Annotated in this window: 20 protein-coding genes; 8 read left to right on the top strand and 12 right to left on the bottom strand. The window is 68.1% G+C overall.

Annotated features, from left to right (window positions below; genetic code table 11):
* Positions 1-25: 25 nt before the first annotated feature.
* The 3 genes from KEG57_RS01240 to KEG57_RS01250 all read right to left on the bottom strand — a co-directional run bounded on the left by KEG57_RS01240 (position 26) and on the right by KEG57_RS01250 (position 2,873).
* Entirely contained in the window at positions 26-493 is a 468-nt protein-coding gene (locus KEG57_RS01240) for a hypothetical protein (RefSeq protein ID WP_272418494.1), read from the bottom strand.
* Between the two features lie 110 nt (positions 494-603).
* Positions 604-1,119, bottom strand: coding sequence for a hypothetical protein (locus tag KEG57_RS01245; protein WP_272418492.1), 516 nt, complete (start codon positions 1,117-1,119; stop codon positions 604-606).
* Between the two features lie 185 nt (positions 1,120-1,304).
* Complete coding sequence (locus tag KEG57_RS01250) at positions 1,305-2,873, bottom strand: acyl-CoA carboxylase subunit beta (protein WP_272418491.1); 1,569 nt, start codon at positions 2,871-2,873, stop codon at positions 1,305-1,307.
* 18 nt (positions 2,874-2,891) lie between these two features.
* Between KEG57_RS01250 and KEG57_RS01255 the strand changes: the two genes are divergently transcribed.
* Positions 2,892-5,552: a bifunctional serine/threonine-protein kinase/formylglycine-generating enzyme family protein gene (locus tag KEG57_RS01255; protein ID WP_272458016.1), complete on the top strand. Its 2,661-nt coding sequence runs from the start codon at positions 2,892-2,894 to the stop codon at positions 5,550-5,552.
* Positions 5,553-5,570: 18 nt separating this feature from the next.
* Here KEG57_RS01255 and KEG57_RS01260 read toward each other — a convergent pair whose 3' ends face one another.
* The gene (locus tag KEG57_RS01260; protein ID WP_272418488.1) at positions 5,571-6,650 is read right to left on the bottom strand and encodes a peptidyl-prolyl cis-trans isomerase; all 1,080 of its coding nucleotides are present in this window, start codon (positions 6,648-6,650) and stop codon (positions 5,571-5,573) included.
* Positions 6,651-6,788: 138 nt separating this feature from the next.
* On the opposite strand from KEG57_RS01260, the gene pyrH reads away from it, so the two are divergent.
* The 3 genes from pyrH to KEG57_RS01275 all read left to right on the top strand — a co-directional run bounded on the left by pyrH (position 6,789) and on the right by KEG57_RS01275 (position 8,763).
* The gene (gene pyrH / locus KEG57_RS01265) at positions 6,789-7,568 is read left to right on the top strand and encodes a UMP kinase (RefSeq protein ID WP_281317878.1); all 780 of its coding nucleotides are present in this window, start codon (positions 6,789-6,791) and stop codon (positions 7,566-7,568) included.
* 82 nt (positions 7,569-7,650) lie between these two features.
* A complete protein-coding gene (gene rpoZ / locus KEG57_RS01270) occupies positions 7,651-7,890 on the top strand; it encodes a DNA-directed RNA polymerase subunit omega (protein ID WP_136930313.1) in 240 nt (79 codons plus the stop codon).
* Positions 7,891-7,914: 24 nt separating this feature from the next.
* Entirely contained in the window at positions 7,915-8,763 is an 849-nt protein-coding gene (locus tag KEG57_RS01275; protein ID WP_272418487.1) for a class I SAM-dependent methyltransferase, read from the top strand.
* Positions 8,764-8,893: 130 nt separating this feature from the next.
* On the opposite strand, the gene KEG57_RS01280 is transcribed toward KEG57_RS01275, so the two are convergent.
* On the bottom strand, positions 8,894-9,631 hold the full coding sequence (locus KEG57_RS01280) for a metallophosphoesterase family protein (protein WP_272418486.1): 738 nt from the start codon (positions 9,629-9,631) through the stop codon (positions 8,894-8,896).
* A gap of 221 nt (positions 9,632-9,852) precedes the next feature.
* Here KEG57_RS01280 and KEG57_RS01285 point away from each other — a divergent pair, with 221 nt between their 5' ends.
* Both KEG57_RS01285 and tssM read left to right on the top strand, forming a co-directional pair.
* Entirely contained in the window at positions 9,853-10,647 is a 795-nt protein-coding gene (locus KEG57_RS01285; RefSeq protein ID WP_272418485.1) for a hypothetical protein, read from the top strand.
* Between the two features lie 101 nt (positions 10,648-10,748).
* A complete protein-coding gene (gene tssM, locus KEG57_RS01290; protein ID WP_272418484.1) occupies positions 10,749-13,694 on the top strand; it encodes a type VI secretion system membrane subunit TssM in 2,946 nt (981 codons plus the stop codon).
* Between the two features lie 71 nt (positions 13,695-13,765).
* Here tssM and rimI read toward each other — a convergent pair whose 3' ends face one another.
* From rimI to KEG57_RS01320, 6 genes are all read right to left on the bottom strand, one after another.
* Positions 13,766-14,236 carry a ribosomal protein S18-alanine N-acetyltransferase gene (gene rimI, locus KEG57_RS01295; protein WP_272418483.1) on the bottom strand — a complete coding sequence of 157 codons (471 nt, stop codon included), beginning with the start codon at positions 14,234-14,236 and terminating at the stop codon, positions 13,766-13,768.
* Complete coding sequence (locus KEG57_RS01300; RefSeq protein ID WP_272418482.1) at positions 14,233-15,423, bottom strand: vWA domain-containing protein; 1,191 nt, start codon at positions 15,421-15,423, stop codon at positions 14,233-14,235. The genes rimI and KEG57_RS01300 overlap by 4 nt, the downstream gene beginning before the upstream one ends.
* Positions 15,424-15,465: 42 nt before the next feature.
* On the bottom strand, positions 15,466-16,611 hold the full coding sequence (alr, locus tag KEG57_RS01305) for an alanine racemase (protein WP_272418481.1): 1,146 nt from the start codon (positions 16,609-16,611) through the stop codon (positions 15,466-15,468).
* Positions 16,612-16,785: 174 nt separating this feature from the next.
* Positions 16,786-17,325: a hypothetical protein gene (locus tag KEG57_RS01310; RefSeq protein ID WP_272458019.1), complete on the bottom strand. Its 540-nt coding sequence runs from the start codon at positions 17,323-17,325 to the stop codon at positions 16,786-16,788.
* A gap of 493 nt (positions 17,326-17,818) precedes the next feature.
* Complete coding sequence (locus tag KEG57_RS01315) at positions 17,819-18,409, bottom strand: GTP-binding protein (RefSeq protein WP_272418479.1); 591 nt, start codon at positions 18,407-18,409, stop codon at positions 17,819-17,821.
* 11 nt (positions 18,410-18,420) lie between these two features.
* A complete protein-coding gene (locus KEG57_RS01320; RefSeq protein WP_136930304.1) occupies positions 18,421-18,903 on the bottom strand; it encodes a roadblock/LC7 domain-containing protein in 483 nt (160 codons plus the stop codon).
* Between the two features lie 491 nt (positions 18,904-19,394).
* On the opposite strand from KEG57_RS01320, the gene KEG57_RS01325 reads away from it, so the two are divergent.
* Together KEG57_RS01325 and KEG57_RS01330 are read left to right on the top strand one after the other, a co-directional pair.
* Positions 19,395-23,132, top strand: a complete 3,738-nt coding sequence (locus KEG57_RS01325) for a DUF3857 domain-containing protein (RefSeq protein WP_272418478.1) — start codon at positions 19,395-19,397, stop codon at positions 23,130-23,132.
* Positions 23,129-23,392, top strand: a complete 264-nt coding sequence (locus KEG57_RS01330; RefSeq protein WP_272418477.1) for a hypothetical protein — start codon at positions 23,129-23,131, stop codon at positions 23,390-23,392. Before KEG57_RS01325 ends, KEG57_RS01330 begins: the two co-directional genes overlap by 4 nt.
* Positions 23,393-23,431: 39 nt before the next feature.
* Here KEG57_RS01330 and carB read toward each other — a convergent pair whose 3' ends face one another.
* The gene (carB, locus tag KEG57_RS01335) at positions 23,432-26,803 is read right to left on the bottom strand and encodes a carbamoyl-phosphate synthase large subunit (protein ID WP_272418476.1); all 3,372 of its coding nucleotides are present in this window, start codon (positions 26,801-26,803) and stop codon (positions 23,432-23,434) included.
* Positions 26,804-26,854: the final 51 nt, after the last annotated feature.

The raw sequence follows: 26,854 nt of genomic DNA on the forward strand, positions 1-26,854 counted from the left end.
TCCAGCCGCGCTGCCGGGGTCGATCCTAGGGGCAGAGGCTCGCGGAGTCGGCGCACGAGGTCGGGCAGGAGTCGCAGAGGATGCAGGTCACGAGCGCGTTGTACCGCTCGGCGCCGAGGGGATTTTCCATGGCGCAGCCGTTCTGGCAGGCGACGTCGTCCTCGCAGCCGGCCATGCACATGTTGAATTCGACACAGGATTTGTCGCCGAAGCAGCCCTCGTAGGCCACGACGCACGGGCCCTTCACCGCGCAGCCCGTGCAGCCACGGCTGTAATCGCCGCACGAGGCGAGCTCGTCGCAGTTCTCGGGGGGCTTGGTCGAGGCGTCGGCGCCCGCGTCGGCCTCGCCGCCGCTACCGACGCTGCCGGAGACCGTGGTCCCCATGCCACCGCCCCCCTGGTTCCCTTCGAAAAACCCCCCCGATTGGTCAGCGTCCGCGCAGGCCAGAAGGAACACGAGCGCCGCCCCGAAAATGCCGATCCGTTGCGCCATAAGTGCAACGGATCAGCGTACTTCGGTGCGGTTCACCGCGAAAGGGCGACATCGCCTTACATCGGACAGATTATGTCACGGTGGGGCATGGCCGCCTGCTGCGTGGAACCTCAGGGCGCGGGGCAGCCCTGACCGGCGCCGTTGCAATCCGCGTAACACGTATCGCAAAGGACACAGTTCACGAAAGTGCCGTACGACATGCACGCGGCCTGGTTGGCCATGCAGCAGGTCTGGGCGCACGTCTGCTGCTCGTTCGCGGGCAGCATCGTGCAAGGCGTGATGCAGCTGTAGAACGTCTGCGAGTTCGGGGACATCTGGAACGCCTGGGCCTCGTCCACGCAAGGACCGCCGTTCGTCTGGGCACACTGCTGGCAACCGTTGCAGTTGCCGGTGTTGTCGCAGGTCGAACCGCCGCCGCCGGCGCCGCCGCTGCCGCCCGCGCCACCTGTGCCGCCGCTGCCGCCCGAGGCAGAGGCCGCCGACGTGGTCTTGCCGCCGCTGCCGCCGTTGCCGCCCCAGTCGTCACCGCCCTCGCCGCCACCACCACCGTTGCCGCTGCTGCCGTCGCTGCTGCACGCCACGAGCGCCCCGAGCGACACGATCACCGCCGCGAACGTCCACTTCATCGGAAACCTCCAAGGATGTACGCCCCCGGCCTCGAAAAAAGGACGAGAGGACGAGGACAAACGCGTCCGTACACGCGACGTATCGGCAAGGCAACGAGATCGCGAAGCGAGCTCGCTCTAGGGGGTGAATCGGCCGGGCTTTGCCCGGACGAGTGGGGGACGCGAGGCGTCTCCCTCGGGACAGCCTACAGCGGAATGTTGCCGTGTTTCTTCGGCGGGTTCTTGTCCCGCTTGTCCCGGAGAAGCTCGAGCGCGCGATCGAGGCGCATGCGGAGCGTCCTCGGGTGGATCACCTCGTCGATGAAGCCGAGCTCCGCGGCCTTGTACGGGTTCGCGAACTTCGCCTTGTACTCCTCGACGAACCGCGCGCGCGCCGCCGCCGGATCCGACGCCGACTGGATCTCCTTGCGGTAGACGATGTTCACCGCGCCGTCGGGTCCCATGACCGCGATCTCCGCCGTCGGGAAGGCGAGGTTGTAGTCCGCGCGGATGTGCTTCGAGGCCATCACGTCGTACGCGCCGCCGTAGGCCTTGCGCGTGATCACCGTGATCTTCGGGACCGTCGCTTCCGCGAACGCGTAGAGCAGCTTCGCGCCGTGCGTGATGATGCCGCCGTACTCCTGGTCGGTGCCGGGCAGGAAGCCGGGCACGTCGACGAACGTGACGAGTGGGATGTTGAAGCAGTCGCAGAACCGCACGAAACGCGCGCCCTTGATGCTCGCGCGGATGTCGAGGCAGCCCGCGAGCACGTTCGGCTGGTTCGCCACGACGCCCACGGTCCGGCCACCGACGCGCGCGAAGCCGCACACGATGTTCTGCGCGTACCGCTCGTGCACCTCGTAGAGGTAGCCGTCGTCGACGACCGCGCGGACGACGTTCTTGATGTCGTACGGCTTCGAAGATTCCGTCGGCACCATGGTGTCGAGCTCCGGCACCTCGCGATCCGTGGGATCGGTCGAGGGCCGGCGCGGCGGATCCTCGGTATTGTTGGAGGGCAAAAAGGAGAGCAGCTCCCGCACGCGCGCGAGCGCGGCGCGATCGTCGGGCGCCGTCAGGTGGCAGACGCCGCTCTTCGCCGCGTGCGCCGAGGCGCCGCCGAGGTCCTCCTTGGTCACGTCCTCGTTCGTCACCGTCTTGATGACCTCGGGGCCCGTGATGAACATGTAGCTCGTCCCCTCGACCATCACGATGAAGTCCGTGATCGCCGGCGAGTACACGGCGCCGCCCGCGCACGGGCCCATGATGGCGCTGATCTGCGGCACGACGCCGCTCGCCAGCGTGTTGCGCAGGAAGATGTCCGCGTAGCCCGCGAGCGACTCGACGCCCTCCTGGATCCGCGCCCCGCCGGAGTCGTTGAGCCCGATGACGGGCGCCCCGATCTTCATCGCGAGATCCATCACCTTGCAGATCTTCTGCGCGTAGGCTCCCGAGAGCGATCCCCCGATCACCGTGAAGTCCTGCGCGAACACACAGACCTTGCGGCCGTCGACGAGCCCCCAGCCGGTCACCACGCCGTCGCCGAGGATCTTCGTCTTCTCCATGTCGAAGTCGTTGCAACGGTGCACGACGAACCGGTCGATCTCGACGAAGGAGCCAGGGTCGAGCAAGAGCTCGACGCGTTCGCGCGCGGTGAGCTTGCCAGCCTCGTGTTGCTTTGCGATTCGGGCCGCGCCGCCCCCCTCGAGGGCGCGGCGGTTCATGTCGTCGAGTCGTTCGATCGCGTCTTTCGCGCGGGAGCTCTGTTGTTCGGACATCGCGGGAGGGCCCCTACCATGGGCGCGCGCGCGCCGCCTCCCCCCGCCACAGGACGACCGAACGGGCGTTGCGCTGGGCTCGCCGCCAAGTACGATTTCCTGGCCCGAGCGAGCCCGCGCCTGCGCGGTGACGAGAAGAGCGACGGAAACGAAGAGAGGGGGGCCGCGCTCGCCTCGGGCACACAACGCATGAAGCCCGCCCCGACCTGCGAGGCCGGCGCGTCGGCCCTGCCGAACGCCACAGGTGATGCACCCTCGTTCGAGGAGACGGAGCCCTTCGCTCCATCGCTCCCCGACGGAGGCGCGCGCTACCGCATCGTCGAGCGCCTCGGCAGCGGCGGCACGGGCATCGTCTACGCCGCCGAGGACCGCGCCGCGAGCCGCCTCGTCGCGCTGAAGACGCGCAAGAACGACAGCGACGATCCACACGACAACATCGAGCTCTTCCTCCACGAGGCGCGCGTCGCCGCGCAGCTCGAGCACCCCAACATCGTCCCCGTGTACGACGTCGGCCGCCTGCCCGACCGCCGGCCCTACTACACGATGCGCATCGTCAAGCAGCAGAGCCTGCACGACGTGCTCACGCAGCCCGACCTCCACCCGAAGTGGCCGCTCGCGCGCCTCGTCTCCGCGTTCGTCCAGATCTCGCGCGCTCTCGCCTACGCGCACCGCCGCGGCGTCGTGCACCGCGACATCAAGCCGGAGAACATCCTGCTCGGCGACGAGGGCGAGGTGTACCTGAGCGACTGGGGCAACGCGCGCATGCTCACGGGCATCGAGCCCACCTCGCCGCTCTCGCTCCCCGACGACGACCCCTTCTTCATCGGTTATCCGAGCGGTTTGTCCGGGACCCCGGGCTACATCGCCCCCGAGCAGATCCGCGGCGAGCGCGCGAAGATCGATCACCGCGCCGATCTCTTCGCGCTCGGCGTGGTGCTCTACGAGATGCTCACGGGCGAACACCCGTTCGACGCGCCCACCGTGCTCGGCGTGATCCTCGCGACGCAGACGCGGGATCCGAAACCGCCGCGCGCCGTCTCCCCGAGCTGCCCGCTCGTGCTCGAAGACCTCTGCCTCGCCATGCTCTCGAAGGATCCCGCGAGACGGCCCTCGTGCGCCGCGGCCGTCGCGGGCGGCGCCGAGGCCTTCCTCGAAGGCGCGAAGGAGCGGGATCGTCGCCGCGCCGAGGCGCGATCGCTCAGCGAGCTCGCGCGCGAGCCGGCCCAGCGCGACAAGGCCTTGCGCCTCGAACGCGCGCAGCTCGACGCGGAGGCGCGACGCCTGCGCGCCGACGTGAAGAGCTACGATCCCATCGACCGCAAGCGCCCCGCGTGGGCCCTCGAAGATCGCGCCGCCGCCGTCGAGCGCGAGCAGGCGCGCGCCATGGCCGAGGCGATCGACCTCTACACGAAGGCGCTCGCATACGACCCCGAGCTCGAAGAGGCGCGCTCGGGCCTCGCCGATCTCTACTGGGCCCGCGCCGTCGCCGCCGATGCCGAGCGCCGCCACGCGAGCCGCATCTATTACGAGGCCCTCGTCTCCGAGTTCGACGTCGGCAGCTACGCCGCGCTCCTCCGCTCCGACGCGTGCCTCGCGATCGAGACGAACCCTCCGGGCGCGCGCGTGCTCGCCTATCGCTACGTCGAAAAGGATCGTGTCCTCGTGGCGAGCGAAGAGCGCTACCTCGGCCGCACGCCCGTCGCCGAGGTCCGCCTCTCGCCGGGCAGCTACCTGCTCGTGCTTCGCCGCCCCGGCTTTCGCGACGTGCGTTATCCCGTCCTGCTCCGCCGCGGCGAGCGCCACGAGGCTACGGTCAACCTCTACACCGAGGAGGAGATCGGCGAGGGCTTCGTCTACATCCCCGGCGGCTCGTTCATCGCGGGCGGCGACGACGACGCGCCCGACGCGCTCGCCCGCGCCGAGCCCGTCGTCGCCGACTTCGCGATCTCGCGCTTCCCCGTCACCTTTCGGCAGTACTGCGACTTCCTCGACCGCATCGAGGAACGCTCGCACGCGCTCGCGCTCATGCGCGCCCCGCGCGACTTCCGCGGCACCGAAGGCTACGTCGTGCGCCGCGGCAAGCACGGCCAGTGGGAGCCCGTCCCCGGCCTGATCGAAGGCGAAGCGCGCAGGCAGTTCCCGCACGAAGAAGGGCACCTTCTCGACGTGCCCGTCCTGCTCGTCGACTGGTTCGACGCCGCTGCCTATTGCGCGTTCCACACCGAACACGAGGGCTTCGAGATCCGTTTGCCCACGGAGCTCGAATGGGAGAAGGCGGCGCGCGGCACCGACGGCCGCATCCACCCCTGGGGAGATCCTTTTGATCCCACCTTCTGCCTCATGCGCGCCTCGCGCCCTTACCTCCCGCAGCCCGAGCCCGTCGGCACCTTCCCGCTCGACGAATCTCCGTACGGCGCGCGCGACATGGCCGGCGGCGTGCGCGAGTGGGTCGGCGACGTGCACGGCGAGCGCACGTGGTCCGAGACGAGCGCCGAGCCCGAGCCCGTGGCCGGCGCGGTGCGCGACGCCTCCGAGTGGCGCGTCATTCGCTCGGGCGGCTGGTCCACGACGCCCGAGTACACCCGCAGCGCCGCGCGCACGCGCTTCTTCGCGCTCACCCGCGCGACGCACCTCGGCTTCCGCGTCGCGCACGATCTGCCGCGCCGCAGCCCACGCTGAGGTTCGTCGTTCCGAACCCTATTGCGAACCCGCGTCGCCCGCGCCGCCGTCGGCCGCCTCTTGCCCGGGCGGCGTGTATCCGGGCAGCACCCACGGCCCCGGATCTTTGCCCTCAAACGGCTTCACGCCCTCGGGCAGCTTCACCTTCGCGAGCGCCGCGTCGTCGATCTCCACGGCGAACTTCTTTCGCAGCTCCGCTTCGAGCGCCTTCTCGCGCTCCTGCATCTTCTGCTGCAGAAGTTTTACGCGAATCGATCGATCCGCCTCCTGCAAGGTCCGGTTGTGCCCCGCCGTGATGCCGTTCATCCGCACCACGTAAAACCGACCGTCGGCCTCCACGATCTCGTCGAGCACCGACCCCACGCTGCCGATCTTGAACACCGCCGCGCGGATCGACTCGGGGATCTTCGGGTTCTTGCCGCGCGGATCGTCGGGCGCGCCGACCACGCCGAGATCCCCCGCGAGATCGAGCGACGCACTCGGATCCTTCGTCTTCGGCGCCGTCACCGAGTGCTTGTGGAAAAGCTCGCCCCACTCGGCCGCGGTCTTGATCTTCGTCGCGTCCTTCACCACGCGCTCCGCCGTCTTCTTGTCGGACAGCACGATCGCTGCGACGCGACGCCGCTCCGGCTCGCGGAACTCCTCCGCGTGCGCCTCGTAGTACGCGCGCACCTCGGACGCGGGAATCTCGCCCGGCGCGGGCAGGCCTTTGCGCGCGTCGGCGAGGATTGCGTCGCGCAGGATCTGTCGGATCGCCTCTTCCGTCTCGGGCTGCTTGTCGAGCCCGCGGCGCCGCGCCTCGGCGGCGAGCAGCTCCACGTCGATGATCTCGTCGAGCAGCTCTTTTCGACGCTCCTTCGTCTGGTAGCGGAGCCTGTCGAATTGATCCATCCGCTCGAGCGTCGCGGCGAAGTCGCCGAGCGTGATCACCCGCTCACCGACCTTCGCGAGCGTCCGCGCGGCCTGCTCTTGCGAGAGCCCTGCTGCGGGCGCTGCGGCGTCCGGTGCGGGTGGCGCCACGGCCTTGTCGTTGCAGCCCGCGGAGAGCGCGACGATTGCCGCGACGAACAGGGACGATTGCGCGCGCCTCACCAGCATCGAGCGGCCGGTCTAGCACTTCTCTGACGCGGTTGGGGGGCGGTTCTGCGAGGTTTGCGCGCGGCACCTTGCCGCTTCTCCGGCCTTTTGCCGAACGACGCGTTGCGGACGAGGCGAACCGGGGCTACGAGACCCCGCGTGACCCGCGACGCGACCCGAAAAGACCGCGACGACTCGACCCTTCCTCCTCCGCCGAGCCCGGCTCCTGGCCTCAAGTACCGCCGCATCGTCCTCAAGATCAGCGGCGAGGCCCTGTGCGGCGAGGGCAACTTCGGCATTCACCCCGACACGCTCCAGCGCGTCGCCGCCGAGATCGCGGAACTCTCCTCACTCGGCGTGCAGATCGGGATCGTCGTCGGCGGCGGCAACATCTTCCGCGGCCTGAAGGGCGCGAGCGCCGGCATGGATCGCTCCCAGAGCGACTACATGGGCATGCTCGCGACGGTCATCAACTCGCTCGCGCTTCAGGACGCGCTCGAAAAACACGGCGTCCCGACGCGCGTGATGACGGCGATCGAGATTCGCCAGGTCGCCGAGCCGTACATCCGGCGCCGCGCGATGCGACACCTCGAGAAGGGCAGCGTCGTCATCTTCGCGGCCGGCACGGGCAATCCGTTCTTCTCGACGGACACCGCGGCGGCGCTCCGGGCCATGGAGATCCAGGCGCAGGCGCTCTTCAAGGCCACGAAGGTCGAGGGCATCTACGACCGTGATCCGGCGCGCCACGAGGACGCGCAGATGTTCACGAAGCTCTCCTACGACCGCTTCCTCGTCGACCGCATCGGCGTGATGGATTCGACCGCCGTCACGCTTTGCCGCGAGAACAAGCTCCCCATCCGCGTCTTCAAGTTGACGACGCGCGGGAACATCCTGCGCGTCTGCAAAGGCGAAAACATCGGCACCGTCGTCGAGGCGTGAGCGAAGCGTTCCCGACGGACGGCCGTGTGGGAACGCAAGTTGCGCCTTTGTCCGAGGACGGCTAACCTCCCGAGTCCCACCTATGGCACGCGTCACCGTCGAAGATTGCCTCGAGCGTGAAGAGAACCGCTTCGCCCTCGTCGTCCTGGCCTCGAACCGCACCCGGCAGCTCATGAAGGGCGCCGAGCCTTTGCTGAAGACGAGGAACAAGCCCGCTGTGACAAGCTTGCGCGAGATCGCGGCTGGCAAGGTGCACTTCCACCGGAACTCCTCGGAAGTCGTGTACGAGTGGCTCCGCCACCAGCACGCCCTCGACCGCTGATCGCGTCGCCGGGCAGCCCCGGACATGTCTTCTCCCCCGAGCAAACGCTCCGAGCGCACGCGCACGCGTGCCCGGCGTGATCTCGAGCTCGAGGCTGGCACCTCGGCTCATTACGAAGACCCCGCCTACTACACCAAGACGTACCGCTCCCGGCTGGACGACGTCCGCTTCTACGCGGACTACGCCGCGGAGCGCGGCGGCCCCGTGCTCGAGTACGGCTGCGGCAACGGCCGCATCACGCTCCCGATCGCGCGGCTCGGACTCGACGTCACGGGTGTCGATCTCTCCGCCGACATGCTCGCGGACCTCCGCGCCCGCCTTCGCGACGAGCCTGCGGACGTCCGGGCGCGGGTCACGACGAAGCGCGGCGACATGCGCGCGGTCCGGCTCGGACGGCGCTTCCCGCTCGTCATTTGCCCCTTCAACGCCTTCCTGCACCTCTACACGCGGGTCGACGTCGAGCGCTTCCTCGCGCGCGTACGTGCGCACCTTGCGCCGCGCGGCGAGCTCGTCTTCGACGTCTCGATCCCCGAGCCCGAAGAGCTCGCGCGGGATCCTGGCCGTGCTTATGCGACGCCGCGCTTCAACTACCCGACGCCCGATGGCAAGGGTATGCCCGTCCGGTACACGGAGCGCTTCGACTACGACAAGATCCGCCAGATCCTGTTCGTCGCGATGGAGTTCTCACCGGTCTCCGGCGAAGACTCCTGGATGACGCCGCTCGCGCACCGGCAGTTCTACCCGCGCGAGCTCGAAGCGCTCCTGCACTACAACGGCTTCGAGATCCTCGACGCGTGGGGCGACTTCGACCGCTCGCCCCCAACCCGCGACTCGATCACGCTCATCCTGCGCGCCCGCGCGCGCCGCCGCTGATCAAGCCCAGCGCCTCAATCAAACCCGCGGGGAGCAAACGCCTCAGCTCGAACCCGCGGGGGTGTAGGGGGCAGAGGAAGGCTCGCTTCGCGAGCCGACCGGAGCCCCCTACCGGTACATCGGCGTTTTCCTAAACGCCGATGTACAACCGATGCGCGAAGTTTCGCTCGAGCTTCGCCCGCAGCACCTTTTCTGCGGCGGTCTCGATGTCGTACTCGACTCGTTTGAACTCGAAGCGTTTCGCGTCGCTGTCGTAGATCGTGTAGCTCGCGCGGTTGTCGTAGTCGCGCGGCTGGCCGACCGATCCGACGCTCACGATGTACTTCTTGTTGGCTTCGAGGGTGAAGTCGACCGCGGGCAGCTCTTCCACGGTCGTCGGCGTCAGCGCGAAGACCTTGCAGAGGTGCGAGTGGCCGATGAGGGTCAGATGCCCGAGCTCGGCGTACATCGGCAGGCACTCGCGTGCTTGCTCCGGGGCGAAGATGTACTCGAACTCCTCGAGGCGAACCGGTGAGCCGTGGCAGAGGTCGACGCCGATGTCCGTCAACTTCTCCTGGTACGGCAGGTTCTTGAGCCAGGCGGCGTTCTCGGCCGAGAGCATCGACGCGTGCGTATCGAGCGCCTGACGAGCGGCCTCGTAGTAATACGAGTAATCCATTCGTCCGGCGACGGCCGCGTCGTGATTCCCGAGGATCGTTTTTTTGGCGATCTTCCGGACCAGATCGGCGCACTCGTTTGGGGATCCGCCATAGCCTACCGTGTCGCCCAGACAGTAGTAGACATCGATGCGCTCGCGCCGGTACGCCTCCAGCACAGCACTGAGCGCCTCGTAGTTGGCATGCGTGTCGCTGAAGACTCCAATCCGCATGTGCGTGAGGACCGGAGGGTAGCATGAGGCACCTACCGTTACGGTAGTATTTTCGCACAAAAAATTTTTGCTTCGGATCAGCCTTTTTCAAAGGGTTTCGTCGCTAAAAACGTTGCCCATCGTTAGAGAACGAACACCAAGATCCAGCGTGTTCTCGCGCCTCGCGAGCGCGAAGCGAGCGCTCGTGGATCCCGCGCCGAAAAGATGGAAGGAAGGCTCGCGTGACAGGGACGAACGGGAAAAGCAACGGCAAAACCAACGGTCACGCGATCCCATCGGCGACCACGCAGGGCGCGAACGAACGTTCGAACACGCCCATCAAGCCGCCGCCGCGCGCGGTCCAGGACCTCGCGGACTCGTGCGTGCGATTCGTCGAGCGAGCCCTCGGCTTCAAGCTCGACTTCGAGCCCGAGACCTTGCCCGTGCTCGATCACTACATCGAGAAAGCACGCGAAGACACGCGTGATCGCAAGGAGGCGCGCCCGCTCCTCGCGCAAGCGATCGGCGCCTACCTCGGCGAGGTCGCGCGCCGCCAATTCCAAGGCTTCTGGCGCCTCGAAGACGAGCACGATCCTCGCTCGTGGCGCGTCGAGCTCGAGCCCGTCTATCTGATCCTCCGCCCGATCGAGCTCGCCACGCGCGCGCTCGATCTACCCCCCACGCCCCCACGCGACACGTCTCCGATCCGCGAGCGCAAGGACGAGGAGGACGACGAGGACGACGAAGACGAAAACGAGGGCACGGAGGCCGCTGCGGAGAGCGAGAAGGCGCCCGAGGAAGCGGTCGTCCCGGATCCCACGGATGACCTCGGCCCTGCGCTTCTCGAGCTCGACGAGGACGACCGAGCGGCCGTCGCCGAGCGCCTCGCCTTGCTCCCGCCCGTCTCCGACGCGGAGTACCACGCCCCGTCGACGCACCTGGAAGTCGTCGAGATCATCGTCGAGGCCCTCCGCGCCTGCCGCATGGCCGCGGGCATGGAAGCCGACGCGCACCTCGAGCCCGACGACTACTCCTGAACACGCGTCTTGCTCTCGAAAACCACAGGCGACGCGGCGCGGCGGGCTCGATCCGAAGGATGCGGAGCGAGGGAGGCGCCTCGTGATAATGTCGCTTCACCGTGTGGTGGGTTCTTTCTGCGCTCCTCGCGCTTATCGTCTGGGCGCTCTGGTACATCCTCAAGCTGCCGCTCTGGCTCCCGATCGTCGGCACGGTGCTCATCGTGCTCGCCTCGATCGTGCGGCTCCTCTGGAACCGGATCCGGGCAAGCCGCGCCGCCTCCGCGCTCGAGCGCGCCATCGCGCAGCAAGGCGCGCAGCAGGCGCTCAACGCGCGGCCCGAGCGTCGCGCCGAGATCCAGGAGCTCCAGAAGCAGGTCCAGGGCGGCATCAACGCCCTCAAGACCTCGAAGCTCGGCAAAAACAAGAAGGGCGGAGCGGCCGCGCTCTACTCGCTGCCCTGGTACGTGATCATCGGCCCTCCGGGCGCCGGCAAGACGACCGCGCTGAAGCACTCCGGCCTCGTCTTCCCCTTCGCCGATCCGCGTGGCGGCGGCGTGCGCGGCGTCGGCGGCACCCGTAACTGCGACTGGTGGTTCACGAACGAGGCGATCCTGCTCGACACCGCGGGTCGCTACACGACGGAGGGCGACGACCACGACGAGTGGATCTCGTTCCTCCAGATGCTGAAGAAGTACCGCAGTCGCAAGCCGATCAACGGCGTGCTCGTGGCCATCAACATCGCGGAGCTCATCGACGCCTCCGAGCAGCAGATCGAGTCGACCGGCAAGAAGCTACGCGCCCGTATCGACGAGGTCATGACCCAGCTCCAGATGGTCGTGCCCGTCTACGTGCTCTTCACGAAGTGCGACCTCATCGCCGGCTTCATCGAGTTCTTCGGCGACATCCGCAAGAGTGATCGCGCGCAGGCCTGGGGCGCCACGATCAAGCTCGCCGAGAACAAGTCGAACCCGCAGCAGGTCTTCGAGCGCGAGTTCGACACGCTCGTCCAGAAGATCCACGCCCGCTCGCTGAAGCGCCTTGCGCAGGAGCGAAACCGCGAGGCCCGCGAGCGCATCTACCAGTTCCCGCTCGAGTTCGCGGGCATCAAGCGCAACCTCACCGAGCTCGTGCAGACGATCTTCGCGGTGAACGCCTTCCAGGGCACGCCGCTCCTGCGCGGCTTCTACTTCACGAGCGGCACGCAGGAAGGACGCCCGCTCGATCGCGTGCTCGCGCGCATGGGCCACGCGATGGGCATCCGCCCGCCGGAGACCGCGGCGCAGCAGGTCACCGAGTCGAAGAGCTACTTCCTGCACGACGTCTTCATGAACGTCGTCTTCCCCGACGGCGACGTCGCCTCGCGCAGCGCGGCCGAGATCAAGCGGCAGAAGATCATGCGCATCGCGGTCAGCGCCGCCGCCTTCACGCTCGGATTGATCCTCTCGATCCCAAGCATCCGCTCCTTCGCCGCGAACCGCGAGCTCATGTTCACCACGCAGGAGCGCGTGGAGAACGCGATGAAGATCAACTGGGGCGAGGGCGAACCAGGCCCGAAGCTCGAGCAGCTCGACCCCGTCTTCAATCGCCTGAAAGAGCTCGACGACTTCCGCGCCAACCTGCCCCTCGGCTACGGCTGGGGCATGTACCGCGGCGAGGAGATCTACCGCCCCACGGTCACCGCGTACGTCGCGCTCCTGCAGACCGGCTTCGTGCTGCCCTGCAAGACGAAGCTCGAAGCGCGCCTCAAGGCCGCGAAGGGCAAACAGTACCTGCGCGAGCGCACGGACCTGAAGACGTACCTCATGATGAGCGACGTCGCGAACCTCGACGTCGACTGGGAGACGGGCCGCCTCACGGGCCTCTGGGCCGAGATCCTGAAGGCCACGAACAGCACGATGCCGGAGTACGAGCTCAAAGAGCGGCTCGCGAAGCACGTGCGGTACTACCTGGAGCTCGTCAAAGAGAAGAAGGTCTTGCCGCTGCCCGCGGACAAGGACCTCGTCGACAGCGTTCGCAAGACGCTCCAGTCCGTCCCGGTCCAGGACCGTTACTACGAGCTCTTCGTCAACAGCCTGAACGACGAGCGGTACGACGAGGCCGGCGACGATCGCAAAGAGAACCGCAAGTACCCGCCGCTCAGCCTTGCCGACCTCTTCGTCGATCGTCCGAACGCGACGAAGTACATCCAGAGCGCGCGGTACCAGAAGGACAAACGCTACAAGGAGGTCGAGGGTCCCTACACGGACAAGGGCCACTACATCGTGGTCCTCAACGTCGCGAACGCGGAGGCGCTCCTGCTCAGCGAGCAATGGGTGGCGCCGCTCGGGCCCGACGAGGCGCTCGACAAGATCCCGACGAACCTGAAGCGCCTCTCCGAGGACTACGACCAGCGCTACATCGAGCAGTGGAGCGACTTCCTCGCCGACATCACGATCGCCCCGCCGTCGACCGTGAAAGAGGCGCTCGATCTCTACAACATCCTGCTCAACACGCCCTACCCGTACCTGCAGATCCTGCGCGCGGTCGAGGACCACACGCAGTGGAAGAAGTACAAGAAGGGCGACGGTCCGAGCGTGAACAAGGACGAGTTGAACAAGATGTTCAACACGAAGCTCCAGCAGCAGTTCTCGCAGAAGACCGGCGGCCTGCGCATCACCACGAACGTCGACGTGACGAAGATGGGCGAGCGTCCGAGCACCGTGCCGCCCTCGTTCTCCGGCCTCATCTCGTTCGGCGTTCCGCCCGAGAACACGCGCCCGGGTCAGCCGATCACGGACACGCCGCTGCAGAAGTACCTCGACAGCCTCACGGAGCTGCGGCGGGTCATGCAGGACATCCCAGCGCCGCCCACGTCGAACGACATGATCAACCTGAGCGAGCAGCTCTCGGACGCGGCGAAGAAGGTCGAGGCGTTCCTGCAGCCGCTCGACGAGAAGGCCAAAGCGCTGCTCCGGCCGCTGCTCCTGAACCCGCTCCGCATCTCGGGCACGCGCATCGCGGCCGTCGGCGGCGGCAACTACGTCGACAAGCCCAAGGAGCGGTTCCCCAACCCGTTCCGTCGCTAGCCTCTTGTCCCGAGGGGGACGCGAGGCGAACTCGCTGCGCGACCTCGCAGAGCAGCGATTGAATCGCTGCTCTACGCGAGGACGCGCTGCATCTCCAGCGCGTCCTCGTCGTTGTCCGCGTAGTACCTCTCCCGCACCCCCGACACGACGAAGCCGAACTTCTCGTAGAGCCGGATCGCAGGCTCGTTCGAGCGTCGCACCTCGAGCAGCACGAGCCGCACGCCATTCTCGGCTGCGAACGCGAGCGCCGTCTCCACGAGCACCGCGCCGATCCCACGCCGACGGACCTCCGGCGCCGTCGCCACGTTGAGCACGTGAAGCTCGTCGACGACGTGCCACGCGACGAGAAACCCGAGCGCGCGCGGCGCCTCTCCCGGCACGCCGCCCCGCGCGACCCACACGCGCGCCCAGGGCCGTTCGAGCTCGTCCACCGGCGAGAACGACGGTCCCGAGAACGCCGCGTGCGCGATCGCCGCGAGCTCCTCCGCGTCTTCGACCCCGCGCTCGACGCGCGCTACCGACACCTGCAGACGCTCGCTCACTTCGGCATTTCCGTCGGGCAACCGCTCACGATTTGCACCTGCTTCACCTGCCCACCCTGCAGCCGCTCGCAAGCCTTGCCGAGCAGCCGCACGATATACGGCGGCATCCAGATCCAGCCGTCGAGATCGTTGTACGGCAAGACCTCGTCGTCCAGGTACACGTTCGTCATGCCCTCCTCGCTCGGCGGATCCACGATCGCGAACTCGCACGTCACCGCGACCGCCGCGATCTCCGCGAGCACGCCGCCGAGCGACCCGAGCTCGCTCACCGGGTAGTAGAACGGCGCTATGTCCTTCGGCGATCCGCCCGCGATCGCCATCGCGTCGAGCACGCCCGCGTACGCCTCGCTGCCCGGGATCCCGACGACGAACACCTCGAGCCCTCCGGCACGAAGCGTCTCGATCGCAGCCACCGACGCGGGCTCGTCCACGCAGAACGTTGGACCCCAAAGTTGTTCGGGCTCGCAGCAGTTCGTCCCCGTGGACAGACATGCCTCGTCGCCCTCCATGTTCGGCTGGCAATCCTCGCTCCCACACGCGGCCGATTCGTTGCAGTTCGGACCGCCGTCCGTCGCGAGGATGACGTACGTCTTGCCTTCGAGCGCGAGCAGCGTCGGCGTGAGTGCTTCGAGCGTCGGCGAGATCGGCGTCCCTCCGACCGGGTTCGTCGCCGTCGTCGCGCGGATCCCCGTGGTCGTGGGCCCGTCCTCGCCCGTGATCGGATCGCCCTGCGTGACCGGAAAGACCTGCTTGCCCGGCGCGCATTGATCCTGATTCGAACCGTGCGCCGGCAGGATCGCCGCGCCCACCTTCACGAGCGGCCCGAGCTTGCGCACGAGATCCACGACCGCGACCCGCACCGCGTCGTACCGCGTCCCCCCGGGCGCGGGCGCGTTCATGCTCCCCGAAGCATCGAGCACGAAGTAGAGGTTCGGCGCATCGACGATCGCCTGGTGCACCTCGTTGCCGCAGTACCCGCCCGCGTCGGGCGCCGGCGGTCCGCCTCCACCGCCTCCATCGAAGCCGCCTTCGCCGCCCGCATCGGGCACGGGCAGCGGCGGACGCGGCGGGAGGCGATCATCACTCGCGGACCCACACCCCCCGAGCGTCGACGCGATTCCACACGCACCCAGGAGCACGAACGAGGCCACGATCCCCCGAGCCGAACGAAGCGCGTGATGGTCCATCACACCCGATCCTAGCAGGACCGGGCCACGCGCTCTCGACCGTCAGGGCTCGCGATAGAACCGCGGAACACGCCGCGAGATGCTCGTCAGCACCTCCCACGGGATCGTGCCCGTCGTCTCGGCGATCTCCTCCGCCGTGATGACGTCGCGCCCAAGCGCGCCCTCTTGCTGTCCGAGGAGCACCGCCTCGTCGCCGATGCGCGCGCCCGGGATCTCCGTCACGTCGAGCATCGTCAGATCCATCGACATCGTCCCGACCATCGGCACGCGCCGCCCGCGCACGAGCGCGTGGCCGCGGTTCGAAAGCTTCCGATCGAGGCCATCCGCGTACCCCATCGGCACGGTCGCGATCACGCTCTGCCGCGGCGCTCGCCACGTGTACCCGTAGCCGATCGACTGACCCGCCTCGACCGTCCGCAACGCGACGATCTCCGTCCGCACCCGGATCACGGTCTTCAGCTCCGGCGCGAGCCCACGCATCGGCTGCACTCCGAAGAGCGCGATCCCCGGCCGCACCGCGTCGAAACGCGCCTCCGAGAGCCGCATCGCGCCCGCGCTGTTCGCCGCATGCACGACCCGCGGCGTGAACCCACGCGCTCGCACGCGTGCTCGCGCCTCCGCGAACCGCGCGAGCTGCTCCTGCGTCGGCTCGAGATCGTCACCGTCCGCGCAGGCGAGGTGCGTCATCAGCCCGTCGAGCTGCACCTCCGGCCGACCGTCGAACGCGTCGAGCACGTCGTCGAGCTCCGACATCGTCACGCCGAGCCGGCCCATGCCCGTGTCCACCTTCAGGTGCACGCGCACCGGCCGTCCTTCGGCCTCGTAGCGCGCGAGCGTCGCGATGCGCTCGATCTGCCCGGCGTCGTACACGACCGGCACGAGGTCTCGCGCGAGGATCTCTTCCAGGCCCTCGCGCCGCGGCCCGTAGTAGCCGCCCATCACCAGGATCGGCACGCGGATCCCCGCGTCCCGTAGCTCGATCGCCTCTTCGAGCAGCGCCACGCAAAGGCCCGGCATCCCGGCTCGTTCGAGCGTACGTGCCACCGCCGCCGAGCCGTGCCCGTATGCGTCGGCCTTGAGCACGCCCCAGATCGCCGGCTTCGTCTGGCCGTCGCCGAGCATCTTCTCGAGGACGCGGTAGTTGTGCCGCAAGTGCGCGAGGTTCACCTCGGCGCGCGTCGGCCTCACGGCGTCCGCGGGTGCGGCCCTGCGCGGCTTCAACACCCGAATTGCACCCCGCCCCCCCTCATGGGGAGCCACCCCGTCCTCGTATGCGGGTAGCGACGTCATCTCGTTTGCCGATACCCATACGCCGAGCAAAACGTCAAGATTCCGGGTCTTTTTGCCGAGGCGCGCCCGTGCTCAGTAGCACTTGCGCATGCAGCGCTTGTACTGCCCCGTGCATCCGCGCTCGCACGTCGCCGTCGTGCAGGCCGCCTTGCACTCGTTCCACGTCGCTTCACACGATGCCGCGCACGCCGATCCGGGCGGCGCCGTCGACGCATCCACCGCGCCATCCGCGGACGCGTCCGCGCCGGGCCCCGAGGCGCCTGCGTCCACCGCGAGCATCATCGGCGGCGGCGCGAGCGCGCTCGTCGGCTCTGGCACCGCGGAGGCCACGCGCGGCTCCTCCGTGCCGAGGTCCGACTCTTCGAAGTCGCTCGCGCCGCTGAGCTGCTTCATGCGCAGCTTCGCGTACTCCACGCGATCACGCGTCTGACCGAACGTGTAGAACTTCGTCCACTCTTCCCAGCACGCCTTCCGGATCGTGGGCTTGACGTGCTTCTCCATGTCGAGCGCCATGCAGTGCTCGAACCGCACGTCGCCCTCGTAGACGGCGTTGATGCTCGCGCCGCACGAGGCCGTCACGAGCGCCACGACGCCGCCGAGGCCGAGACGCACCCACGTGATCGCCCTGGGCAGAGCCCTTCGGGGACGTGACGGCGTGGGCGCTCTCCGCATCGACGTCGAGTCTACCGCGAAGGCCGTCTTCCGCAGACGACCTCGACCGTGCATGAAAACTTCGCGATCTCGTTTGAACTTCGAGCCGACATGGCCTACCTTCCCGCCCTCCCTACAGGAGCGGCCGTCCATCGCGCCGCACAAGACGAGGAAGTCGGCTCATGTTCCTGATGCTCTCGAAGGGTCCTCGGAAGACCAACCGCAGCAAGTCGAAGCGCCACCGCGCGAAGTTGAAGGCGAAGAACAAGGGTCGCCGCAACCGGATCTACCAGCGCGGGTAAGCCCGGGGCTCTCGCCCGAAAAGCCAACGGCCGAAGATGTCTCCACGAGAGACCTTCGGCCGTTCGGCATTTTGTCGTCATGGAACACGAACGCCCCGGCCCCTCGCGCATGCGAGAAGCCGAGGCGTTGTGTGATGTCCTGAGACGACGGTTTAGGGGCCGCCTTTACGGAGCTCGGTGAGCACGAGCTTCGCGACCGCCTTCAGCGTGTCGAACACGCCGACGCCGGTTCGGGCGACGCCCTCGAAGTCGGGGACGTTCATCGGGTTGAGCTTCTCGCGAAGCTCTTCGACGCTCGCGACCTCGGGCAGGTCGCGCTTGTTGTACTGGATGACGTACGGGATCTTCTCGAGCTTGTAGCCCTGCTCCTCGAGGTTCGTCTTGAGGTTCTCGACGGACTCCTCGTTCGCCTCCATGCGGTCGACCTGCGAGTCGGCCACGAAGACGACGCCGTCGACGCCCTTCAAGATGAGCTTGCGGCTCGCGTCGTAGAAGACCTGACCGGGCACCGTGTAGAGGTGGAACCGGGTCTTGAAGCCGCGAATTTCGCCGAGCGCGAGCGGCAAGAAGTCGAAGAAGAGCGTGCGATCCGTTTCGGTCGCCAGCGAGATCATCTTCCCCTTCGCATCGGGGTTCGTGCGCTCGTAGATGTACTGCAAGTTCGTCGTCTTCCCGCACAAACCCGGGCCGTAATAGACGATCTTGCAGTTGATCTCGCGCGCCATGTAGTTGATGAAGCTCATCGCGCGCGCTCCTAGTCGTTGAAGAGGTTGTCGATGTCTTCGTCGGTGATCTCGGCGAACGGAGAGTCGGCGCCGGGATCCGCGACCTTCTTCAAGAGCGCCTCGAAGATGTTGTTCAGCTCCTCGCTCGCCCGGCGAACGCGCAAACGCACGAGGCCGAGGCTGGACTTGGAGTCGAAGATCACCACGAGGATGACGCGGTTACCGACGAGCTGGATGTGGATGTTCGCCTTCTCGCCCTCGTGGAACTGAGTCGCGAACTCGTTCTCCTTGAGGAGCTTCGCCATCCCGCCGGTGGCCGCGATGTTGCCGGCCGTCAGCGACGCGAGCGACGTGGTGTCGAGATTGTCCACGTCGCCGCTCGCAGCGATCAGCTGCCCGTTCTTGTCAACGATGAAAACGACCTTCGCATTGGCGTCCTTGACGAGGCGATCCACCACATTCTGGATCTGATTGAACTCCTCCTCGTACATCACCATCTGAGGATTGACCATCGTTCCTCCGCCAGCGCTTCCGCGATGGGGTCTTCGTCTCGTTGCCTAGAGTGCCTTCGTTTCCGCCGGATCCGCCGGAGGGCCCCGTCCCCGAATGACGGCGCGGGAGAGCCACCCTCGCACACCCGCTCGAGCTCTTCGCACGGGCGCACAGTCGACGCGTGCAGCGATGGTTCTATCCGAAGCAGGCGCCGCGGAGCAAGGTGGCCTTTCGGAACGAACGCGCAGATTCCTGCCCGACCCCTCCACGAGCGCCAAACCCAAGGCGCCCCCGCACCATGAACCTCCCCGATGATCGAGAAGCGTGGTAAGGCGGATGACCACCCTACCCCACGCAGCTCGTGCGTTTCCCACAAAAGCTCACAAAAACGCAGTGAAAACGCCAGCGACACGACGGCCGGATCCCCCCGCGCCCGCACGGTCGGGAAGCTCGCTGGACGGCCCGTTGTCATCCCCTTGACCAGCCGGTCATCGCACGGGATAGCCCGTCGATGGCTCGTTTACGTGGTGCTCACCTGGATCGCGCGCCCCGCGCGAAGGCACGGCTCGCCCTCGCGTTGACTTTCGCCTGCTGCGCGATCGCCCCGACGTACCCGGCGAGCGCAGAGGGCGGGACGATCCACACCGAGGTGCTCGATGCGAGCACCTCGATCGCCTCCGCGAAGGGGCCCGAGGCCTACACGGCGCTGCGGGATCTCTGGCGCACCTGGGATCGCGCGGACCCGACGCACGTCGAGGAGGCGATCGTCGCGGCGACGGAGAACAAGGCGCTGCCCGCGCCCGTGCGTGTCTACGCGGAGCTGCTCGGCGCGTACGCGAGGCGGCGCCGCGGCGATCTCGAAGGCGCGCTCGCGCGGATCGAAAAGCTCGGGTTCGTCGGCCGCTACATGACCGTGGGCCCGTTCGACAACGACAACAAGACGGGCTTCGCGATCGACTACCAGCCCGAGGCGGAGCTGACCGAGGCGATCCCCGCAGGCCGCGCCTACGAAGGAAAGGAGCGCGCCGTTCGCTGGCGCGTGCCGCCGACGACGTCGTCGTACGGATGGTTCGACTTCGGCGACATCCTCCGCCCGCGCGAGTCGGTGTGCGGCTACGCGACGACGTTCATCCGCGCGCGCCCCGGCACGAAGGCACGCAAGGCGACCTTGTGGATGGGCTCCGCGGGCGCGTTCAAGGTCTACTACGACGGCGAGAAGATCCTCGAGGACGCGGCGTATCGCGAGCTCGACATCGATCGGCTCGCGACGACCGTGACGCTGCGCCCGACGTTCAGCCGCGTCACGGTGAAGGTCTGCGGCGACGAGGACGCGCCGAAGTTCGCGCTGCGCATCGGCGACGAGACCGGCAAGCCCGACCTCGACGTCGAGGTGCGCGCGGACCTCGAAGCGAGCACCGAGGCCGCCGCCGCGATGAAGGAGCGCGCAAAGAAAAAGGAGCCGAAGGAGCAAGGGCGCGTGGTCGGGCCCGTGCAGGCGTTCGAGACGCTCACGTCCGGCAAGAGCCCTGCGCCCGCCGCGCTGGAGCAGTACGCGCGCTACCTCGCGATCACCGGCGGTGATCCGAAGGCCGAGCACAAGGCGCGCGACCTCGCGCGCCGCGCCGCCGAGGCCGAGCCGACCGTGCAGAGGCTCTTGCTCGCAGGCGAGCTCGCGGAAGATCGAAACCAGCGGCGCGCGTGGGTCGAACGCGCGAGCGCGCTCGCGAAGACGAACGACGAGAAGCTCGACGTCTTGCTCTCCGAGGCGCACCTCGCGCGCACGGGAGCGAATTGGCGCGACGCGGTGCCGATCTACGAGCGCATCCTCGCGCTCGACCCGGACAACCTCGGCGGCACGCTCGGCCTGGTCGAGCTCTCCGTCGAAGCGGGCCTCAAGCGCACGGCGCTCGGCATGCTGGAGAAGGCGGTGCAGAAGAACCCGCGCTGCGTCTCGCTCCTCTCTGCACTCGCCGCGCAACTTCGTTCGCTCGGTCGCGACACCGAGGCCGAGGAGGTCGAGGCGCGTTACGCCGCGCTGCGCTTCGACGACGCCGACTTCCTGAGCCAGAAGGTGGAGCTCGCGGTGGCGCGTCGCGACGCCGCGGGCGCGGAGCGATGGCTCAATCGTTTCCTCGGCGTCGACGCGGGCTCGGCGTGGGCGCGTGGGCTCGCGGCGCGCACGTACCGCGCGCTCGGGCAAAAGGACCGCGCGCTCGCGACCTACCAGCAAGCGCTGGCGATGGCGCCCGAAGACGTGCAGACGCTGCGCGCGCTCTCCGACCTCTACGGAGAGGAAGGCGATCGCGACAAGCAGCTCGACCTATTGCGGCAGATCCTCACGATCGTCCCGCAAGCGAAGGAGGTGCGCGAGTACGTCGAGCACATCGAGCCGAAGGCGCCGCGCGCGGACGAGGCGTACGCGTGGGCGCCCGAGAAGTTTTTGCCGATGCGCAAGGAGCCCGCGCAGGGCTACCCGATGCGCTTCATGCGCAACCTCACGGTGACGACGGTCTACCCGAACGGCCTCGCGAGCCGCTTCCACCAGGTCGTCTTCCAGCCGCTCACCGACGAGAGCGCCGCGTCGGCGCGCCAGTACGACTTCGCCTACGAGGCCGATCGCCAGACCGTCGATCTGCGCGCCGCCCGCGTCTATCGCGCGAACGGGAAGATCGACGAGGCGATCGAGAGCGGCGAGGGCGCCGCGGACAACCCCGCGATCTCGATGTACACGTCGCAGCGCGCGTTCGTCGTCCTCTTCCCGCGCCTCAACGCGGGCGACGTCGTCGAGCTGCGCTACCGCGTGGAGGACGTCGCGCCGCGCAACGAGAAGAGCGACTACTTCGGCGAGGTCCAGTACCTCCAGAACGACAAGCCCATCGCGAGCAGCGAGTACGTCCTCATCACGCCGAAGTCGCGCCGCTTCTTCATCCGCACCGACCGTCTCCCCGGGCTCGTCGAAGACGTGAAGGAGGAGGGCGACAAGCGCATCTACCGCTTCACGGGGACGAACGTCCCGGCGCTCGCGCCCGAGCCCAACATGCCGCCGTGGTCCGAGGTGCTCGGCACCGTGCACGTCTCCACGTTCGACACGTGGGACGCGGTGGGCGCGTGGTACTGGGGCCTCGCGCGCGAGCAGTTCGACGTCGACGACGAGGTGCGCAAGCGCGCCCGCGAGCTCACGAAGGGCCTGACCGACGACGCCGCGAAGGTGAAGGCGATCTACAAGTTCGCCACGCAGACACGTTACGTCGCGCTCGAGTTCGGCATCGAGGGCATCCGGCCGCGCCGCGCCGCGCAGACGCTCGCGCGCGGCTGGGGCGACTGCAAGGACAAGGCGACCCTGATCGTCACGATGCTGCGCGAGCTCGGCATCAACTCGACGATCGTCCTGCTCCGCACGCGCATGCGCGGCGACATCGCGCCCGAGCCCGCGAGCCTCGCGCCGTTCGATCACGCGATCGTCTACGTGCCCTCGATGGACCTCTACCTCGACGGCACGGCCGAGCACACGGGCTCGATGGAGCTGCCCGTGATGGACCGTGCGGCGATCGGCCTGCTCGTAAACGAGGGCAAACCCAAGCTCGTGCGGCTGCCGCAGCCGCCGCCGGAGCAGTCGCTCACGCGCCGCCACGTCGAGGTGACGCTCGCGGACGGTGGCTCGGCGCAGCTCGTGTCGGACATGCAGGTGGCCGGCGCGTACGCGCCCGACTGGCGCCGTCGCTACCTCGCCGAGGGCACGCGCCACGAACGCGCGTCGCAGGACCTCGCCTCGGACTTCGGACCGATCGAGCTCGAAAAGGGCCGCGCGGGCGTGGAGACGGGCGACCTCGACGACGTCGAGCAGGCCGTGAAGATCCGTACCCGCGGCAAGGCCACGAGCTTCGCGCGGCGCGAAGGCGACGCGCTCAGCGTGCCCGCCAGCATCACGCCGCGCCTCGTCGCCGAGCTCGCGCCGTCGTCGAAGCGCACGCTCGACGTCACGCTCTCGGCGCTCACGAGCCGTGAAGAGGAGTGGGTCATCAAGGTGCCCGCGGGCATGAAGGTGCGCGCGGCGCCCACGGCGCAGAAGCTCGACACGCCGTTCGGCGCGTTCCACGTCACGGTCGAACAAGCGCCGGGCAAGGTCACGGTGCGGACGGGCCTGTCGTTCAAGAAGGCGCGCATCACGTCGGCCGAGTACGAGGCGTTTCGCTCGTTCTGCGAGGCCGTCGATCGGGCCTTCGGCCAGCGCATCGTGGTGGGCAAGTGACCGAACGCGCGAGCACGCCGGAGGGGCCGCCCGAGCTGCCCGAAGGCGTGCTCGCGGTGCGCCTCGGCCCGGGTGCGAACTGCTCGTCCGCGGGCAGCGCCATCGACATTCTCTTTTACGGGAGCGTCGTCGTCGGCGCGCTCGCGGTGGCCCTCACCGCGGCGCTCACGCCACGTGAGCGTCGTGAATCGTCGGATGACGACGATCGCGACGCGAACGACGCGAGCAAGAACGACACGAACGAGTCGAAGGACACGTAGACCGCCGGCGCATCGAACGCCGGCGGCCCTCGCAGCCTCTCACGTAGACGGGTTCCACTCCTGGAGCGAACGGACCCGATACGCGGCACGCGCGTCGTGCGCGCTCGCCTCGAGGACGTCGACCGCGGCCATCGCGGCCGCCATCGTCGTGAAGTACGGAACGTTGGCGAGCAAAGCATTCCGCCGGATCGGGTAGCTGTCGCGGATCGACCGCGCGCCGACCGTCGTGTTCACGACGAGCGAGACCTGCCCTGCCTTGATCGCGTCGACGACGTGCGGCGAGCCCTCGTTCACCTTGTTGATGGGCGTCGCGGGGATCCGCGCGCGGGCGAGCGCTTGCGCCGTCCCGCTCGTCGCGAGGATCGTGAAGCCGAGCGCGCGCAGCCGCCGCGCGATGACGCACGCCGCGGGTTTGTCGTCGTTCTTCACCGAGATGAACGCGCACCCCGTCTTCGGGAGCTGCATCCCCGAAGCCCGCAGCGCCTTGCCGAACGCATGCGCGAACGTCGGCGCGATGCCCATCACCTCGCCCGTCGAGCGCATCTCCGGCCCGAGCTGCGTGTCGACGCCCGGGAACTTCGCGAACGGGAAGACGGACTCCTTCACGGCCACGTGTTGCGGCATCACGCCGTCCGTGATCCCGAGCTCCGCGAGCGTCTTGCCCGCCATCACCTGCGCCGCGATCTTCGCGAGCGGTCGGCCCGTCGCCTTCGACACGAAGGGCACGGTGCGCGACGCGCGCGGGTTGACCTCGAGCACGTAGATCGTCCCGCCCTTCACCGCGAACTGCACGTTCATGAGGCCGATCACGCCGAGCTCCAGCGCGAGCTGCCGCGTCTGCTCCTCGATCGACGCCACGACCTCCAGCGGCAGCGAATGCGGCGGAAGCACGCACGACGAGTCACCCGAGTGGATCCCGGCTTCCTCGATGTGCTGCATCACGCCGCCGATCACGACCTCGCGACCGTCGCCGAGCGCGTCGACGTCTACCTCGATCGCGTCCTTCAGGAACTCGTCCACGAGGATCGTGTGCGTGCCGGCCTCGCGTGCAGCCTCGACCGCCGCGTGCGTGTACGCCTCGAGCTCCTTCTCCTCGTGGCAGATCATCATCGCCCGACCGCCGAGCACGTACGAAGGCCGCACGAGCACGGGGTAGCCGATCGATCCCGCCGCCTCGATCGCCTCCTCGACGCTCGACGCCACGGCTGCGCGCGGACGCTTGAGCCCGAGCTTCGTGAGCAGCGCGTCGAAGCGACCGCGATCCTCGGCGCGATCGATCGCATCCGCGGGCGTGCCGAGGATCGGAACACCGGCGCGCGCGAGCGGCACCGAGAGCTTCAGCGGCGTCTGCCCGCCGTACTGCACCACGACGCCGACGAGCTCGCCGTCCTTGCGCTCCTCGTCGCAGATCGAGAGCACGTCCTCGAACGTGAGCGGCTCGAAGTAGAGCCGATCGGACGTGTCGTAGTCAGTCGAGACCGTCTCCGGGTTGCAGTTGACCATGATGGTCTCGAACCCGAGGTCCCTGAGCGCGAAGGCTGCGTGCACGCAGCAGTAGTCGAACTCGATCCCTTGCCCGATCCGGTTCGGCCCGCCGCCCAGGATGATCACCTTGCGCCGCCCGCTCGGTGCGGCCTCGCTCTCGCGCTCGTACGTCGAGTAGAGGTACGGCGTCTTCGCCACGAACTCCGCCGCGCACGTGTCCACGCGGCCGAACACCGCGCGCATGCCGAGCGTCATCCGGAGCGCGCGCACCTCGTCCTCGGTCCGCCCGATGAGCCGCGCGATCGCTCGATCCGAGAACCCGAGCCGCTTCGCGTCGCGCAGCGTCCCCTCGTCGAGCGTGCCCTTCTCCTTCGCGACCTCCGCGAGCGTCCGCTCGAACCGCACGATCCGATCGATCTGCGACAGGAACCAGCGATCGATGCGCGTCACCTCGTACAGCGACTCGAGCGGGATCCCGAGCCGCACCGCGTCCGCCACGTAGAAGAGGCGATCGGCGACGGGCACGCCCACGATCTTCTCCAGCGCCGTGACCAGATCCTCGTGGCTCGCCGGCGGCATCTCCACGGGCAGCGAGGGCTCGCGCGGCGCGTCCATCAACATGTCGCGCGCCTGGTTCGGATCACTGCCGAGCTGCCGGTAGTCGACCTTCCCCAGCAGTGACTCCAGGCCATCTCGCCCGGTCTCCAGCGAGCGCGCCGCCTTCTGCAGCGCCTCGGCGAACGTGCGCCCGATCGACATCACCTCGCCGACGCTCTTCATCTGCGGCCCGAGCCGCCGATCCGCGCCGGGGAATTTTTCGAATGCGAAGCGCGGCCACTTCACGACCACGTAATCGATCGTCGGTTCGAACGCGGCGCTCGTGCCCGTGATGTCGTTCGTCAGCTCGTCGAGCCGGTAGCCCACCGCGAGCTTCGCCGCGATCTTCGCGATCGGATACCCCGTCGCTTTCGAGGCGAGCGCACTCGACCGCGACACGCGCGGGTTCATCTCGATCACCACGAACCGACCGTCCTCGGGGTTCACCGCGAACTGGACGTTCGAGCCGCCCGTCTCCACCCCGATCTCCGTCATCACCGCGCGCGCCGCGTTCCGGAGCCTCTGGTACTCGCGATCGGTCAGCGTCATCGACGGCGCGCACGTGATCGAGTCGCCCGTGTGCACGCCCATCGGGTCGATGTTCTCGATCGAGCAGATGACGATGAAGTTGTCCGCCTTGTCGCGGATCACTTCGAGCTCGAACTCCTTCCAGCCGAGCACGCTCTCCTCGATCAATGTCTCGTGCGTCGGCGACTGCTCGATCGCCCAGCGCACCTTCGCATCGAGCTCCTCCGGCCGGAACGCGATCCCGCCGCCCGAGCCCCCGAGCGTGAAGCTCGGCCGCACGATCACCGGATACCCGAGCGGCGCGCCCCACGGCCCCGACGTCTCGGCCAGCGCGCGCGCCTCCTCCACGCTCTTCACGTGGCCCGACCGCGGACACGTGAGCCCGATCCGCTCCATCGCCGCCTTGAACAACGCGCGATCCTCGGCCTTGCGGATCGCCGCGGGGCTCGCGCCGATGAGCTCGATCCCGAGCCGCGCGAGCACGCCTGCCGCGTCGAGCGCGAGCGCCAGGTTCAAGGCCGTTTGACCTCCAAGCGTCGGCAGGATCGCGTCCGGCCGCTCTTGCTCGAGGATCGCCGTCAACGTCGGCACGTCGAGCGGCTCCACGTACGTACGGTACGCGAGCTCTGGGTCCGTCATGATCGTCGCAGGGTTCGAGTTGACGAGGATCACCTCGTACCCCTCGGCCGCGAGCGCCTTCGCGCCCTGCGTACCCGAGTAGTCGAACTCGCACGCTTGCCCGATGATGATGGGACCAGAGCCGATCAGCAGGATCTTTCTCAGATCGTCACGGCGCGGCATCGGGCGGGCGGGTTAGCACCGGAACGCGGCACCGTCGATGAATGCGCGAAA

This window comes from Polyangium jinanense (genome assembly GCF_028435365.1).